Genomic DNA, 14,683 nt, shown 5'->3' on the forward strand with positions numbered 1-14,683 from the left:
CCGGCGGAACTGCGCGCCCCTGCCGCGCCGTGCTAGGAGCTCTCGTGATCTCGAGCAGCGTCCCCGATCTCCGGCTCCGCACCCGCAACGCGATGCCCGTCCGCGAGGACGGCGATTACGTCCTTTACTGGATGATCGCGAGTCGCCGGACCCGGTACAATTTCGGTCTGGAGCGCGCGGTCGCCTGGTCGCAGGAGCTCGATCGGCCGCTCGTGGTGCTGGAGGCGCTCCGGTGCGGCTACCGCTGGGCGAGCGACAGGCACCATCGCTTCGTGATCGACGGCATGGCCGACAACGCGCGCCGCCTCGCCGCGGCGGGCGTCCTCGCGCACCCGTACGTCGAGCCCGCCGCGGGGGCCGGCAAGGGCCTGCTCGGCGCGCTCGCGGCGCGGGCGTGCGTGGTCGTGACGGACGACTACCCCTGCTTCTTCCTCCCCCGGATGGTCGCCTCGGCCGCGCGGCAGGTCCCCGTCCGCCTGGAGCAGGTGGACTCGAACGGCCTCTTGCCGATCCGCGCGGCCGAGCGGGTGTTCACGACCGCGCGCTCGTTCCGCATCTTCTGGCAGCGGGTCATCGGCGAGCACCTCGGCGCGCAGCCGGCGGCCGATCCGCTGAGGAAGGCGAGGCTCCGGCCGGCGGCGCCGCTCCCCCGCGCGATCGCGCGGCGGTGGCCGGCGGCCTCTCCGGCGCTGCTCGGGGGCGACCCTGCCGCGCTCGCCGCGCTCCCCATCGATCACACCGTCGCGCCGGTGCCGCGCCGGGGCGGCCCGGAGGCGGCCGGCGAGGAGCTCGCGCGCTTCGTCGCGGAGCGGCTCCCGGGCTACCTGGAGGGGCGCGATCATCCCGACGCCGGCGCGGCGAGCGGCCTGTCGCCGTACCTGCACTTCGGCCACCTCGGGGCGCACGAGGCCTTCGCCGCCGTCGCCCGGCGCGAGGGCTTCCGCGCCGAGCGGCTCGGCCGCCCCGAGGGCGGCGTCGCCAGGCCGAGCGGCAGCCGCGAGGGGTTCTGGGGGATGAGCGCCTCGGCCGAGGCGTTCCTCGAGCAGCTCGTCACGTGGCGGGAGCTCGGGTTCAACGCCTTCGCGCTCGGGGCGAGCGAGGGAGACGGGCCGCGCCTCTCGTGGAAGCGCGATCCGACCGATTACGAGTCTCTCCCGGACTGGGCGCTCGCGACGCTGGCGAAGCACGAGCGCGACCCGCGCCCCCGCCTCTACCCGCTCGAGGCGCTCGCGGCCGGGGCGACCTACGATCGCCTCTGGAACGCCTCGCAGGTCGAGCTCCTCCGCGAGGGTCGAATCCACAATTACCTGCGCATGCTCTGGGGCAAGAAGATCCTGGAGTGGTCGCGGACGCCGCGCGAGGCGCTCGAGGTGATGATCGAGCTCAACGATCGGTATGCGCTCGACGGCCGCGACCCGAACTCCACGTCGGGCATCTTCTGGGTGCTCGGCCGCTACGATCGGGCCTGGGGTCCGGAGCGGGAGATCTTCGGCACGATCCGTTACATGTCGTCCGAGAGCGCCGCGCGGAAGCTGCACCTCAAGGAGTACCTGGCGCGCTATGCGCGGTAGCGCGCGCGGCCACGCCGGCGCGGGCGGCCGGCGCGGCCGCGCGCTCGCCCGGGGTCTCCGGGAGGCGCCGCGGGGCAGCGCGTCTCCTGGGGCGCCTCCGGGCGCTGGACGCCTCCGGGGCGCGGGCGGAGGACCGGGCGCGGCGGCGCGGCGCGGCGGTGCGGCGGCGAGGCGGCGCGTGGCGCGGGCGCGGGTCGCGGGCGGCGGCGCGCGCGGGAACGACCGCGCTGGACGCCGGCGGCGGGGGCGCGGGCGGGGGTGCACGCGGGGTTCGACGCGGCCGCCGAGGTGAGCTATCGAGCGGGCGTGGAACTCCTCCGTGAATTTTTCAGCAGGCTGAGGGAGCTCGAGTCGCTCCTCGAGTGGGGCGGCTACCCCGTCCTGATGATCATCATCTTTGCCGAGACGGGGCTGCTCATCGGGTTCTTCCTTCCGGGGGACTCGCTGCTCGTCACGGCCGGGGTGCTCGTCAATGCGGGGCTCATCAACCCATTCAATCTGACGAACTTCCAGAACCTGCTCCTGATGAACGTCACGCTGATGACGATGGCGATCGTCGGCGACGCGGTGGGCTTCTCGATCGGGCGGCGCGCCGGGCCGAAGATCTTCACGCGCGAGCAGTCGCTCCTGTTCCGCAAAGATCACCTGATCGCGACGCAGAAGTTCTACGAGAAGCACGGCGGCAAGACGATCATCCTCGCGCGCTTCATGCCGTTCGCCCGGACGTTCGCCCCGGTGGTGGCGGGCGTGGGGCAGATGGCGTACCGGCGCTTCGTGATGTTCAATGTGGTGGGCGGCGTGCTCTGGGTCTTCTCGATGACCTTCCTCGGGTACTTCCTGGGCAAGGTCTTCGACGCGAAGCAGATCGAGCGGGTCGTCTACCTGATCATCTTCGTCTCGGTGGCGCCGGTCATCTTCGGGGCCGTCAAGCACCGTCTCCAGCAGAAGAAGGCTGCCGAGCGGCTCGGGACCGAGCCGTAGCCTGCGCCATCCTGCGCGCGCGGCCGGCGACGCCGCCGCGCGTGCTCCGAAGGCCGCCCGCCTCTTGTACTCCGCACCACCGCGCGGCTACGCTCTCCACCTACCATGCCGCAGCAGCCCGCCGTCCCCCCCGGCGTCCCCGTGCCCGGCGACGTCCTCGCGGGCAAATACCGCATCGAGCGCGTCCTCGGCGCGGGCGGCATGGGCGTGGTCCTCGCGGCGTGGCACCTCGTCTTGGAGCGCCGCGTCGCGGTCAAGTTCCTCCTCCCCGAGGCCGCGGCGCTCCCCGACGCCGGCGCCCGCTTCCTCCGCGAGGCCCGCGCCGCCGCTGCCCTCGACGGACAGCACATCGCGCGCGTCCTCGACGTGGGCACGCTGGACACGGGCGCGGCCTACATGGTGCTGGAGTACCTGACCGGCGACGATCTCGGCCACGTGCTCCAGACCCGCGGCCCCCTCCCGCTCGCCGAGGCGGCCGACTACCTCCTTCAGGCCTGCGAGGCCATCGCCGAGGCCCACGCGCGCGGCATCATCCACCGCGACCTCAAGCCGAAGAACCTCTTCCTCACCCGCCGCCCCGACGGCACTCCCCTTCTCAAGGTCCTCGACTTCGGTCTATCGAAGTTCATCGCCACCGGCGATTCCGTCAAGGAGGCGAGCCTGACCGCGACCGGCCTCATCATGGGCTCCATTCATTACATGTCGCCCGAGCAGATCCGCAGCCTGAAGTTCGCGGATGTGCGCACGGACATCTGGGCCCTCGGCGTGATCCTGTATCGCATGCTCACGGGGCGGCACCCGTTCGAGGGCGACAGCGTCACCGCGGTCACGGCGGCCATCATGATGGACACGCCCGTCTCCATCACGGCGCTGCGGCCGGACGTGCCCCCGGCCGTCGCGGCGCTCGTGAGCCGGTGTCTCGTGAAGGACCCGAACACCCGCGTCCAGAGCGTGACCGAGATCGCCCGCGTGCTCGCGCCCTTCGGGACGCACCGCGCCAGGCTCGCGTTCGAGAGCATCGACCGGCTCCTGCCGGAGCTCGCGCCCCGCGCCGGCTCCTCGCCGGACGTGGCCGCGCCCACCGGGACGGCCGGCGCGTTCAGCGCGTCGTCGCCCTCGTGGGTCCGAGCGCCCGAGCCCGCGACGACGGCCCCCATGCCGACGCCTCCTCCGGGCACGCCGTCGTCGCCCGGCAGCGAGGCGGCGGGGACGGCGCACGCGACGCTGCCCCACGCCTCCTGGGGCAACACCACGCGGACCCGCACGCCGCGGAGCCGCGTGGCGCTGCTCGCCGGCGCCGCCGGCGCGTGCCTGCTGGCCGGGTTCGTCCTTGCGTGGCGGCTGACGGCGAACGGGCCCGTGGTCGACGGCGCGCCCGTGACCTCGGCCGCAGCGCCGGAGCCACCTCCGGCGTCCGCCGTCGCCGGCGCGGCGACGGCCGCGCCCGGCGCGCCCACCGTGACGCCCGGCGCGGCGACGGCCGCGCCCGCCGCGGATGCCACGGAGACCGCGGCCCCTGGGCCTGCGGTCAGCTCGGAGCGCCCCGAGAGCGCCTTTGCCGGCCCCACGGCGAGGCCGGCGGCATCTCCGCCGGCGCCCGCCCCCAAGCCGAGCGCGAGCCTCGGGACCGCATCACCACGTAAGCCGACACCGCGACCGACGGCGGCCCCGCCGAAGAAGCCCGTGGATCCAGGAACGCTATGGAACTGACGAAGCAAGCAAGGGTTCGCGCGGCGGCGCGCGGCCTCCTGTCGTTCGCCCTCGTCTGCGCGATGAGCCGAACGGCGGCCGCGCAGCCCACGAGCTCCAAAGCGGCCGACGCGCAGGCGCTCTTCGAGCAGGGCCGCGCGGCCCTGGAGGCGCGAGACTGCGTCCGTGCGATTCCGCTCTTCCGCAAGAGCCAGGAGCTGTATCCGGCTCGCGGCACCCTGTTCAACCTCGCGCAGTGCGAGGCCGAGCTCGGGCGGTTCGTCAGCGCAATGCAGCACTACAAGGAGCTCCTCACGCAGCTGACGCCCGGCGACCCCCGCCTCCCGATCACCCAGCAGCGCATCGCGGATCTCGAGCCGCGCCTGCCCAAGCTGGTCGTGCAGGTCGCGGACGGCGCGCCGGCGCCCGCGGAGGTGGTCCTCGACCGGGTCGCGGTGCCGCAGGCCAGCCTCGGCAGCGAGCTCCCGGTCGATCCCGGCGACCACGTGATCGTCGCGCGGTGGGCGGACGGCCGGCAGGCCGAGGCGCGCGTGTCGGTCGCGGAGGGCGCGCGCAAGGACGTGCGCCTCGAGCCGCCGCCGGTCGCCGCCGCGCCGCCGCCCCCGGACCGCGTGTCCGAGGCGCCGCAGGCCCCCTCGCCTCCCCCGGACGCCCCGCCGCCCGCCTCCAGCGCGCGGCGGACGCTCGCCTTCGTGGTCGGCGGCGTCGGCGTCGCGGCCCTGGGCGGCAGCCTCATCACGGGCGGGCTCGCGATCGGCGCGAAGGGAGATCTCGAGCAGGAGTGCCCGGATCCTTCGCGGTGCAGCGACGAGGGCATGTCGCTGAGCTCCCGAGGCCAGACGCTCACCACCACGAGCACCGTGCTCGGCGCCATCGGCCTCGCCGGGCTCGGCGCCGGCCTGGTGCTCCTCCTGACCGCGCCCGAGCAGGGCACCTCGGTCGCCCTCACGCCCGCGATCTTGCCGGGCGGCGGCGGCGCGCTGCTGCACAGCCGCTTCTAGCGAAGCCCCGGCAGCGGCGGCCACGGCCCCCCGGAGGAAAGGCCGCCGAGGGCGGCCCTCGAGGTCCCGGTCAGGAGCGGCGGCCGGAACGCGCAAACTTCAATAAGTTCGCGTACTTATCATCATCCGCAAAAAAGATCGCCCCGCGTGTCGATCTTGCCCCCTCCGGTTCGTCGCGTCGGTAGAGCCAGGGACGCACCCCTGCCGGAGCACGGAAGCCCGGCTCCCCACGGAAGCAAGGAGAACGACCATGCGATTCATGATCCTGATCAAGGCCACCAAGGACAGCGAAGCGGGCGTCATGCCGAGCGAGCAGCTCCTCACCGAGATGGGGAAGTTCAACGAGGAGCTGGTGAAGGCCGGCGTGATGGTCGCGGGCGACGGGCTCCATCCGAGCGCGAAGGGCGCGCGCGTCAGGTTCTCGGGCGACAAGCGGACCGTGATCGACGGGCCCTTCGCCGAGACCAAGGAGCTGATCGCGGGCTACTGGATCTGGGAGGTGAAGTCGAAGGAAGAGGCCATCGCGTGGGTGAAGCGCTGCCCCAACCCCATGTACGAGGACTCCGAGGTCGAGATCCGCCAGGTGTTCACGGCGGACGACTTCGGCCCCGCGCTCACGCCCGAGCTCCGGGAGCAGGAGGATCGCCTGCGGGCGCAGGTCGAGGCGAAGAAATAGCCACGGCGCTCCCCGGGGATCGCGGCGGCCGAGGGGGCTTGCGCCGGCGGAGGAAGCTGCTCTGATCGGTCGCCGTGACGGCTCCCGAGGCGCATCGCGCGATCCACGCGGTCTTCCGGATCGAGTCCGCCAGGCTCATCGCCGGCCTCACGCGGATGGTGCGCGACGTCGGCCTCGCCGAGGAGCTCGCGCAGGACGCGCTCGTCGCCGCGATCGAGCGGTGGCCGGAGTCGGGCGTCCCGGACAACCCGGGCGCGTGGCTCATGGCCACCGCGAAGCGCCGCGCGATCGACGAGCTCCGCCGGAGCAAGCTGCTCGAGAGGAAGCACGAGGAGCTCGGCCACGAGATCGAGGCCCAGCGCGCGACGGCCGCGCCCGATCCGGACGCCGCGCTCGACGACGACGTGGGCGACGACCTCCTGCGCCTCGTGTTCACCGCCTGCCACCCGGTCCTTTCCACCGAGGCGCAGGTGGCGCTCACGCTCCGCCTGCTCGGAGGCCTGACGACCGAGGAGATCGCGCGCGCGTTCCTGGTCCCGGAGCCGACCGTCGCCCAGCGCATCGTCCGGGCCAAGCGGGCCCTCGCCGAGGCGCGCGTCCCCTTCGAGGTCCCCCGCGGGGCCGAGCTCGCGCCCCGGCTGTCCTCGGTGTTCCAGGTCGTCTACCTCATCTTCAACGAGGGCTACTCGGCGACCGCCGGCGACGACTGGATGCGCCCTGCCCTCTGCGAGGACGCGCTCCGCCTCGGCCGCATCCTGGCCGAGCTCGTCCCGAAGGAGCCGGAGGTCCACGGCTTGGTCGCGCTCATGGAGATCCAGGCGTCGCGCGCGAGGGCGCGGGTCGGCCCGTCGGGCGAGCCCATCCTGCTCCTGGATCAGAACCGCGCCCTCTGGGATCACCTCCTGATCCGCCGCGGCCTCGCGGCGCTCGAGCGCGCCGAGCAGCTCGGCGGCGCGCGGGGGCCCTACGCGCTCCAGGCCGCGATCGCCGCCTGCCACGCGCGGGCGCGCACCGCGGCGGAGACCGACTGGGCGCGCATCGCCGCGCTCTACGCGGCGCTCGCCCAGGTCACGCCGTCGCCCGTGGTCGAGCTCAACCGCGCCGTCGCGCTCTCGATGGCGTTCGGCCCGGCCGCGGGCCTCGCCGTGGTCGACGCGCTGACCTCGGAGCGCGCCCTCGAGAGCTACCACCTCCTGCCGAGCGTGCGCGGCGACCTCCTCGCGAAGCTCGGCCGCCTCGACGAGGCGCGCGTCGAGTTCGAGCGCGCGGCGTCGCTCACGCGCAACGCGCGCGAGCGCGAGCTGCTCCTCGGGCGCGCCGCCGCCTGCGCGCCCGGCTCGGCGCCGCCGCCGGCCCCCTCGGGCCGGTGACGGCCGCCGGGCGTCACCCGCGATCCACCGCCGCCGCGAACGCCGCGCCGCTGGCCGCCGTCGCCGCGCTGGTCAGCCAGCGCCCGAGCGCCGCCGGGTCCTCGCACGCGAGCACCCGGGCCCGCACCGCCTCGGGCACCGCGATCCCCCGCGCGGAGAGCACCGCGAGGATCGCGCGCGCGTGGGCCTGCGTCTGGGCGCGCGCCTGCACCCACTCGTCCGTGAACCGCGACGCTTCGCGCTCCTCGAACAGCGCCGCGACCGGCACGGCGCCGAGGCCGTGCTTGTCCAGCTCCGGCAGGAGCGGCACCTCGGCGCCCGGCCGGTAGGTGATCGACGCCGTCCCCGGCCGCACGACCTCGAGCTCCCGCCGCTCCGCGTGCGCGATCCAGACCCAGGGCCACTCGTGCTCCAGGTACAGCTTCACCTTCTCCTCGAGGTAGCGCTTCGACTGGGTGCCCCGGATCTCCACGGCCAGCACCGGCGTCCCGCGGTAGGCATCGTTCCGCGGCGACGAGAGGTCGCCCACGAGCACCACGTCCGGCGCCCGGAGCGAGGGCCCCGCCGGGTCGCTGAGGTCGCAGTACACGTCGGTCATCACCGTGAACCCCTCGCGCGCGTGCGTGCGGAAGAGGGCAGCGAGGAGGGCCATCACGATGCCGTGGATATCCTTGCTCCCCATCTGCTCGATCAGCTCCCCGCGGTGCAGCTCCCACGGGCTGCCGTCGAAACAGTCGTCGGGCGTACCCAGCCGGCGGCCGGTCGGCCCGAAGTCCCGCAGCTCGATCGGCCCCGTGTTCCGGGGCGGACGGGTCGGGATGCCGTTCCAACGTGCGGTCATGCCCGCAAGCATAGCACGCCAGTCCCCTGGCCCGCGGGGGGCCGCGCCGGCCCGGGCCAGGCCGGCCCGACCGCCCCGCGGGCCGCCTGGCCCTCGGGGCGCCTCAGGCCGAGAGCTTCTGATCGGCGACGTCGAGCGCCGCGTCGAGCGCCGCGATCCCCTCCTCGATCTCCGCCTCGCTGATGATGAGCGGCGGCGCCACGAGCAGGTGGCTCACCCACCCCATGAGCGACACCCCGCGCTTCGCCGCCTCGGCGACCACCGCGTCGACCACCAGGGGCCGCCGAGCCGCCTTGTCCTGCGGCACGTTGAACGGCTCCTTCGTCGCGCGGTCCTTCACGAGCTCCACCGCCCAGAACAGGCCGATCCCGCGCACATCGCCGATCGAGGGGTGCTTCTCCTTGAGGGCGCGGAGCTTCTCGCCCACGACCTCTCCCATCTTCGTCGCGCGGTTCAGGAGGTCGAGCCGCCGATACTCGTCGATCGCGGCGACCACCGGGGCCAGCGTGAGGGGGTGGGCCTCGTAGGTGTGGCCGTGGGCGAACATGTTGTCATCGAAGTAGTCCGCGATCGCGCGCGAGGTCGCCACCACCCCGAGCGGCGCGGCCGCGTTCGTCACGCCCTTCGCGGTCGTCAGGATGTCCGGCACCACCCCCCAGTGATCGACCGCAAACCACTTTCCGGTCCTTCCCCACCCGCTCATCACCTCGTCTGCGATGAGGAGCACGCCTCGCTTTCGCGCGACCTCGGCGATCCGCGGCAGGTACTCGGCCGGCGGGATGAGGACGCCGTTCGTGCCCACGATCGGCTCGACCAGCACCGCCGCCACGTTCTCCTCGTGGTCGATCATGTAAGCCAGGTAGTCGGCGCACGCGACGCCGCACTCGGGGTAGCTCCGGCCGAGCGGGCAGCGATAGCAGTTCACCTCCGGGCCGAACACCACGCCCGGGATCTTGCCGGCCGGCTCGATGAACCAGCGGCGGAAGTCGCCGGTCGCCGCGACCGAGCCCGCCGTCGAGCCGTGGTACGACGTGTAGCGCGCGATGATCTTGTGCTTGCCCGTGTAGAGCCGCGCCATCTTGAACGCCGCCTCGTTCGCCTCGGTGCCCGACGTCGCGAAGAAGAACTTGTCGAGCCCCTTCGGCATCACCTCCAGGAGCTTCTGCGCCGCCCGGACCCGCACCTCGCACGTGTGCGCCGGGCTGATGTAGGCGAGCTGCCTCGCCTGCGCGCAGATCGCCTCGATCACGGCCTCGTTCTGGTGTCCGAGGTTCGAGCAGATGAGCTGCGAGGACAGGTCCAGGTAGCGCTTTCCGGACGCATCCCAGAACGCGCAGCCCTCCGCGCGGGTGACGTGGATCGGCTTCCAGCCGCGCTGAGCGCGCCAGGTGCCGTACGTGTGCTTCGTGGTCAGCTCAACGATGTCATCGCTCATGGTAACCTTCGCGGTTCGAGGAGGTGCCCAGCGTAGTGGGTGATCCCACCCCCCCGCACGCGAATTTCCCGGCGCCGCTCGCCCGCTCCCGCGCGCCTCGCCTCGCGATTCCGCGCGGCGCCCGCCGCCTCTGCCGCGATGTCCAGACGGCACGAGCGCGCTCGCGGCGCCGCGCGAGATCGCGGTACAAGGACGTCCGTGATCCGTCCTTGTCGCCTCGCCTGCACGTCGGCTGTCCTCTCCATCGCGCTGCTCTCCTCCGGGGCGGGCGCCCAGATCGTCAATGTCCAGCCGGTGATCGCCGCGAACGGCGACAAGAACGGGCTCGCCGTCGCCGTCGAGGGCTCGGCCGACGTCCGGACCGGGAACACGCGCCTCGTCGCGCTGGCGGGCGGCGTCATCGCGGGTTACCGCGCCGGCCGGCACCAGGTCTTCGCCATGGCCCGCGCCGAGTTCTCCGAGGAGGCCGGCGATCCGATCGTGAACAAGGACCTCGAGCACCTCCGTTACCGGCTCACGATCGCGGGGCCGCTCGAGGCCGAGGCGTTCGTGCAGCACGACCGCGACGACTTCCGGCGGCTCGCGCTGCGGGCGCTCCTCGGCGCCGGGCCGCGGCTGCGCGTCACGCCCTTCGAGGGGTTCGAGGCCGCCGTCGGCGCGGCGCTCATGCTCGAGCACGAGCAGCTCGCGGCCGGCCCGGAGCCGGACGCGGGCGAGCAGGTGACGGACGCGCGGCTGTCGACGTACCTCCTCCTCGCGACGTCGGTCACGCCCCACCTCAAGCTCGGCAACACCTTCTACCTGCAGCCGCGGCTCGACCGCGGCGGGGACGTGCGCGTCCTCAGCGAGACGTCGCTCCTCGCGACCGCGACGAAGCACCTGTCGATCAAGATGGCCCTGAGCTCGGCCTACGACGCCGCGCCGCCGGAGGGCGTCGTCCCCCTCGACGCGACGCTGAAGAGCGCGCTCCAGGTCACCTTCTGAGCCGCGCCGCGGCGTCCTGAGCCGCGCCGCGGCGTCCTGAGCCGCGCCGCGGCGTCCTGAGCTGCGGCCGCGGCGTCGCGTGCGCCCGGGGCAGCGCTCGCCTCGGCGCGGCCTCAGCCAGCGGCCCCGCCCTCGGCGCGCGCCACGTCCCGCAGGCGCGCGACGCGGTACTCCAGCCGGGAGATGACCTCCTCCTTCGTCGCGCCCTCGCCCACATCCATCAGCACCTTCTGGCACATCGCGCACATCTGCAGGAGGTGGGAGCGGAGCTCCTCGGGGGTACACGCCCCTTTCCTCAGCTCGTCGAGCCGCCGCGCGAGGCCCTCCTTCTCGCGGCCCGCCTCCGATGGATCGCCGGCCGCCGCCGGATCGTTCCAGCGCGCCGCGCTGGCCTCGCACAGGAAACACGTACCTTCGATGGGCTTCTGCAGCATGGCTCTCCTCGTACAGTAGGTTTGTAAGGACAATCTGGAGCCGCTCGCCCGGATCACAAGCCGGCCCGGCATCTCCGGGCCGGGATCCCGCGCCGAATGCGGGCGAGCGCGCTGCCATGCCGGTCGGTTGACATATTAGAGGTCACTAATAGGATGCCGCCCATGACGACGAGCCACGAACCCCCCGCCCCTCCCCCTGTTTCGCCCTACCTGACGGTCGACGACGCCCGCGCGGCCATCGACTTCTACCGGCGCGCGTTCGGCGCGACGGTGACGGCCGAGCAGCCGACGCCGGACGGCAAGAAGCTCATCCACGCGGCCCTGATGGTGAACGGCGGCCTCGTGATGCTCAGCGACGATTTCCCGGAGATGTCCGGCGGGGTGAGCCGCACGCCGAAGGCGCTCGGTGGCTCCGCGGTGACGATCCACCTCGACCTGCCCGACGTCGACGCGACGTGGAAGCGCGCGGTCGAGGCGGGCGCCACCGTCGAGATGCCGCTCCAGGACGCGTTCTGGGGCGACCGCTATGGCGTCGTGACAGACCCGTTCGGCCACCGCTGGTCGCTCGCGACGCGGAAGCGGGCGGTCACGAAGCAGGAGCTGGACGCCGGCGCCGAGAAGCACTTCCCCGCGGGGACGTGAGGTGACGTGAGTGACGGGCGCGCGCTCCCCGGACGAGACCTTCCGCGCGATCGCGGACCCCACGCGGCGCGCGATCCTCGACGCGCTGGCCGGCGGGGAGCGCTCCGTCACCGAGCTGTGCGCGATGTTCGACGTGACCCAGTCGGCCATCTCGCAGCACCTCAAGGTGCTGCGAGACGCCGGGCTGGTCACACCCCGCCGGGAGGGGCGCTCGCGGCTCTACCGCGTCGAGGCCGAGCCGCTGCGCGCGGTCCACGACTGGGCCGCCCATTACCAGCGATTCTGGACCGAGAAGCTCGACGCGCTCGGCGCGCTGCTCGATCGCGAGGCGGCCATCGCGCGCCATGGAGGCAGATCCTGAGACGCGACCGCGAGCTTCATTTCTCTCTTCGCATCGGTGGAACGGGCGTGTCGTCGATCTCGAGATTGCCGATCATGTCGGCGAGGACACGCCTCGTCGTCTCCAGCTCCGCGGCCGGAATGCCCCGCGTCGCGCGGCGCTCCACCTCGACCACCACGCCCTGCACCCAGTCGTACTCCGCGATCTGAGGCGTGCAGCGCACGCGGAAGGCGCGCGCGTCGCTCTCGTCGGGGGTCCGCTCGACGAGCCCCTTCTTTTCGAGGCGGCCGACGAGGGCCGAGAGCGACGCGGCCGTGATCTGCAGCCGCTCGGCGAGCTCGCGCTGGGTGAGCCCCACGCGCTCTCCGAGCAGCGCGCCGATCAGGCGGAACTCCGCGAGCGTGACCCCCCGCGCGGCGAGGCGCTCCTGGATCAGCTGCAAGGCGGTGCGATCCACGCGAGCGATCCGCGCGAGCAGCAGCGTGGTGAAGACGGTCAGCGTGTCGGTCACCCCCAATAGTTCGTAAGACTAACTAACATTGTCAAGCGGGATCGCAGGGCTGGCGAGAGCCTCCCGCCGGGCCGGCGTGCGCGGCGAGGGGGGCGCCCAGTCCTCTCGCGCCCAGTCCTCTCGCCCGTCGGGCGACACTGGCGCCCCGTCGCGTCGGTGCGGTCCAGGGAGGAGCTGCTGCGCGAGTCGCGTGAGCGCTCGCGCAACTCGCGCAGGAGCGCGCGCAACAGGCCTGGTGGGGGCCGCCCTCCACGGCCATTTCGCGGGCCCGCGGCGCTGGCGCGGGACCTGCTCTGGGTGTGAGCGACGGGCGATGGGAGACGACGGACCGCGCGGCACGCCGCCACCGCGGCGTCGTGACCCCCAGAGGCCCGAAGGAGGTCTGCGCACATGGACGGACAACTCGCAGCAACCGGTTTTTCGAGCATGAACCAGGGGATGAGGGCAGGAGACGCGAAGAGGAGCGACGCGCGCGCGTTTCTGGCGCAGGTCGAGGCGGACGAGCGCCTCGCGGAGAAGATGGCCGAGGCCGACGGGGACATGGCGCGCATCCTCGCGATCGCCGCCGAGGCGGGCTGCTCGTGCACCGAGCAGGAGCTCGCGAGGGCCTATGAGGAGCACGTGCGCGCGGAGCCCGGCGCCTCGGCCTACGACTTCGGGTATCCGGTCGTCTATCTGAGCCTCCGCGCGCCGTCGGACCTGAGCCACGCGGCCGTGTACCTGAGCCTCCGCGCGCCGTCGGATCTGAGCCATGCAGCCGTGTACTTGAGCCTCCGCGCCGGCGCTCAGCTGTCTTCCTGAACGACGCTCCACGCCCTCAGGAGAACTGGCCATGATCCGATCCCCCGGTCCGAAAGGTCACCCTTTGCACGGCTCCTGGCCGGAGTTCCGTGCGGATCCCCTCGCCTTCCTGCTCGACGGCACGCTGGCGTACGGCGATTTCTTCCGGTTCCGGCTGGGGCTCAAGCAGTGCTTTGCGGTCGCCGATCCGGCCGCGATCCAGCGGGTGTTCTCCGACCGGGAAGGCTTCACGGACAAGGCGCCGCCGCACCGGATGCAGGACGCCTATCCGCGGAGCGTCGCCCGCCTCGAGGGGAGCGAGCACCTGGAGCGCCGGCGGGCGCTCGCGCCAGCGTTCCAGCGGGAGGCGCTGCTCGCGCGCGGAGGCGGCGCCCAGCGCGCGGTGCGCGAGGGGCTCGCGCAGCTGCGCACCGGCGAGGCGCGGCCGGTGCTGCCGGCGCTCGAGGACGTCGCCCTGCGGAGCGCGTCGATGCTGCTCCTCGGGGACGCGGGAGAGCGGGTCGTGGAGCACATCGCGGCCGAGCTGCCGCGGGTGGAGGCGTGGCTCGGGCACGCCGCCGACGACGAGGCGGCGTACGATCGGGCCCGGGAGGCGCTCGCGACAGCCATCCTGAAGGCGGCGGAGCACCGCAGGGCCGCAGGGAACCCGGGCGCGATCGATCTGCTCGATCCGCTCCTGCGCGCGGTGGACGCCGGCCAGATGGCCGATCAGGCCTTGATCGACGAGATCGTGATGATGCTGGTGACGCACGTGCCGACGGGCGCGGCGTGCGCGTGGGCGCTCCACGATCTCGCGCAGCGCCCGGAGGTCCGGCGGCGCCTCGAGGAGGAGCTCGACGCCGTCGGCGCGCGGGCAGCGGAGGTGGAGCGCGCCCCGCTCCTGTCCGCGGTGGTGCTGGAGGCGTTGCGGCTGCACCCGCCGGTCTGGGTGCTGGCGCGCGAGGCGCGGAGGGAGTTCCACCACGGACCCCACGCGGTGAACGCCGGAAACGAGGTGCTCGTGAGCCCCTATGTCATGCAGCGGCTCCCCCAGTACTGGAAGAGCCCGGAGTCGTTTCTCCCGGAGCGCTTCCTGCCGGGCTCCCCGTGGTACGTGGAGCGCCCGGCGCCGGCGTACATCCCCTTCGGGCTCGGGATGCGCAAGTGCATCGGCGAGCGGACGGCGATCCTGCAGATGAAGCTCATGCTGGCCGCGCTGGTGAGGGATTTCCGGTTCGAGCTGCCGGCAGGCTACGAGGCGGGCGTCGGCGGCCAGCGGCCGCTCGTGCCGCGGGACGGATTGCCGCTCCTCCTGGAGCGGCGCAAGCGCGCCGGCCGGTGCGACCGGGATCATGAGGTCGCTCGGTGAACGTCGCGGCGCGCGCGCAGCCCGCGACGCGCAAGGGA

The 14,683-nt window shown here is 73.2% G+C and carries 15 protein-coding genes; 11 read left to right on the forward strand and 4 right to left on the reverse strand.

Annotation, left to right across the window (positions count from 1 at the left end):
• Window positions 1-44 precede the first annotated feature (44 nt).
• From WME83_RS38035 to WME83_RS38060, 6 genes are all read left to right on the forward strand, one after another.
• Window positions 45-1,571 carry a deoxyribodipyrimidine photolyase gene (locus WME83_RS38035; RefSeq protein ID WP_437314599.1) on the forward strand — a complete coding sequence of 509 codons (1,527 nt, stop codon included), beginning with the start codon at window positions 45-47 and terminating at the stop codon, window positions 1,569-1,571.
• A gap of 306 nt (window positions 1,572-1,877) precedes the next feature.
• Complete coding sequence (locus WME83_RS38040; protein WP_437314600.1) at window positions 1,878-2,552, forward strand: VTT domain-containing protein; 675 nt, start codon at window positions 1,878-1,880, stop codon at window positions 2,550-2,552.
• 105 nt (window positions 2,553-2,657) lie between these two features.
• Window positions 2,658-4,262, forward strand: coding sequence for a serine/threonine-protein kinase (locus WME83_RS38045; RefSeq protein ID WP_437314601.1), 1,605 nt, complete (start codon window positions 2,658-2,660; stop codon window positions 4,260-4,262).
• On the forward strand, window positions 4,253-5,263 hold the full coding sequence (locus WME83_RS38050) for a tetratricopeptide repeat protein (RefSeq protein ID WP_437314602.1): 1,011 nt from the start codon (window positions 4,253-4,255) through the stop codon (window positions 5,261-5,263). The genes WME83_RS38045 and WME83_RS38050 overlap by 10 nt, the downstream gene beginning before the upstream one ends.
• A 250-nt stretch (window positions 5,264-5,513) precedes the next feature.
• Window positions 5,514-5,939, forward strand: a complete 426-nt coding sequence (locus WME83_RS38055) for a YciI family protein (protein ID WP_437314603.1) — start codon at window positions 5,514-5,516, stop codon at window positions 5,937-5,939.
• 74 nt (window positions 5,940-6,013) lie between these two features.
• Entirely contained in the window at window positions 6,014-7,309 is a 1,296-nt protein-coding gene (locus tag WME83_RS38060; RefSeq protein ID WP_437314604.1) for an RNA polymerase sigma factor, read from the forward strand.
• Window positions 7,310-7,322: 13 nt separating this feature from the next.
• Here the strand turns inward: WME83_RS38060 and WME83_RS38065 are convergent, their stop codons facing one another.
• Both WME83_RS38065 and WME83_RS38070 read right to left on the reverse strand, forming a co-directional pair.
• Window positions 7,323-8,150 (reverse strand): Uma2 family endonuclease, encoded by an 828-nt coding sequence (locus WME83_RS38065; RefSeq protein WP_437314605.1) that lies wholly within the window; start codon window positions 8,148-8,150, stop codon window positions 7,323-7,325.
• 103 nt (window positions 8,151-8,253) lie between these two features.
• The gene (locus WME83_RS38070; protein WP_437314606.1) at window positions 8,254-9,585 is read right to left on the reverse strand and encodes an aminotransferase family protein; all 1,332 of its coding nucleotides are present in this window, start codon (window positions 9,583-9,585) and stop codon (window positions 8,254-8,256) included.
• Between the two features lie 198 nt (window positions 9,586-9,783).
• On the opposite strand from WME83_RS38070, the gene WME83_RS38075 reads away from it, so the two are divergent.
• Entirely contained in the window at window positions 9,784-10,569 is a 786-nt protein-coding gene (locus WME83_RS38075) for a DUF481 domain-containing protein (protein WP_437314607.1), read from the forward strand.
• A gap of 113 nt (window positions 10,570-10,682) precedes the next feature.
• Here WME83_RS38075 and WME83_RS38080 read toward each other — a convergent pair whose 3' ends face one another.
• On the reverse strand, window positions 10,683-11,003 hold the full coding sequence (locus tag WME83_RS38080) for a hypothetical protein (protein WP_437314608.1): 321 nt from the start codon (window positions 11,001-11,003) through the stop codon (window positions 10,683-10,685).
• Window positions 11,004-11,156: 153 nt separating this feature from the next.
• Here WME83_RS38080 and WME83_RS38085 point away from each other — a divergent pair, with 153 nt between their 5' ends.
• On the forward strand, window positions 11,157-11,645 hold the full coding sequence (locus WME83_RS38085) for a VOC family protein (RefSeq protein ID WP_437314609.1): 489 nt from the start codon (window positions 11,157-11,159) through the stop codon (window positions 11,643-11,645).
• Between the two features lie 10 nt (window positions 11,646-11,655).
• Window positions 11,656-12,006 carry an ArsR/SmtB family transcription factor gene (locus tag WME83_RS38090; RefSeq protein WP_437314610.1) on the forward strand — a complete coding sequence of 117 codons (351 nt, stop codon included), beginning with the start codon at window positions 11,656-11,658 and terminating at the stop codon, window positions 12,004-12,006.
• A 16-nt stretch (window positions 12,007-12,022) separates the two neighbouring features.
• Here the strand turns inward: WME83_RS38090 and WME83_RS38095 are convergent, their stop codons facing one another.
• The gene (locus WME83_RS38095) at window positions 12,023-12,496 is read right to left on the reverse strand and encodes a MarR family winged helix-turn-helix transcriptional regulator (RefSeq protein ID WP_437314611.1); all 474 of its coding nucleotides are present in this window, start codon (window positions 12,494-12,496) and stop codon (window positions 12,023-12,025) included.
• 390 nt (window positions 12,497-12,886) lie between these two features.
• Here WME83_RS38095 and WME83_RS38100 point away from each other — a divergent pair, with 390 nt between their 5' ends.
• Both WME83_RS38100 and WME83_RS38105 read left to right on the forward strand, forming a co-directional pair.
• Window positions 12,887-13,297: a Nif11-like leader peptide family RiPP precursor gene (locus WME83_RS38100; RefSeq protein ID WP_437314612.1), complete on the forward strand. Its 411-nt coding sequence runs from the start codon at window positions 12,887-12,889 to the stop codon at window positions 13,295-13,297.
• A 31-nt stretch (window positions 13,298-13,328) separates the two neighbouring features.
• Complete coding sequence (locus WME83_RS38105; protein ID WP_437314613.1) at window positions 13,329-14,645, forward strand: cytochrome P450; 1,317 nt, start codon at window positions 13,329-13,331, stop codon at window positions 14,643-14,645.
• The last annotated feature ends 38 nt before the right edge of the window (window positions 14,646-14,683 follow it).

The sequence above is a fragment of the Sorangium sp. So ce385 genome (genome assembly GCF_051474135.1).
In the GTDB taxonomy this organism is placed as follows: Bacteria; Myxococcota_A; Polyangia; order Polyangiales; family Polyangiaceae; genus Sorangium; species Sorangium cellulosum_D.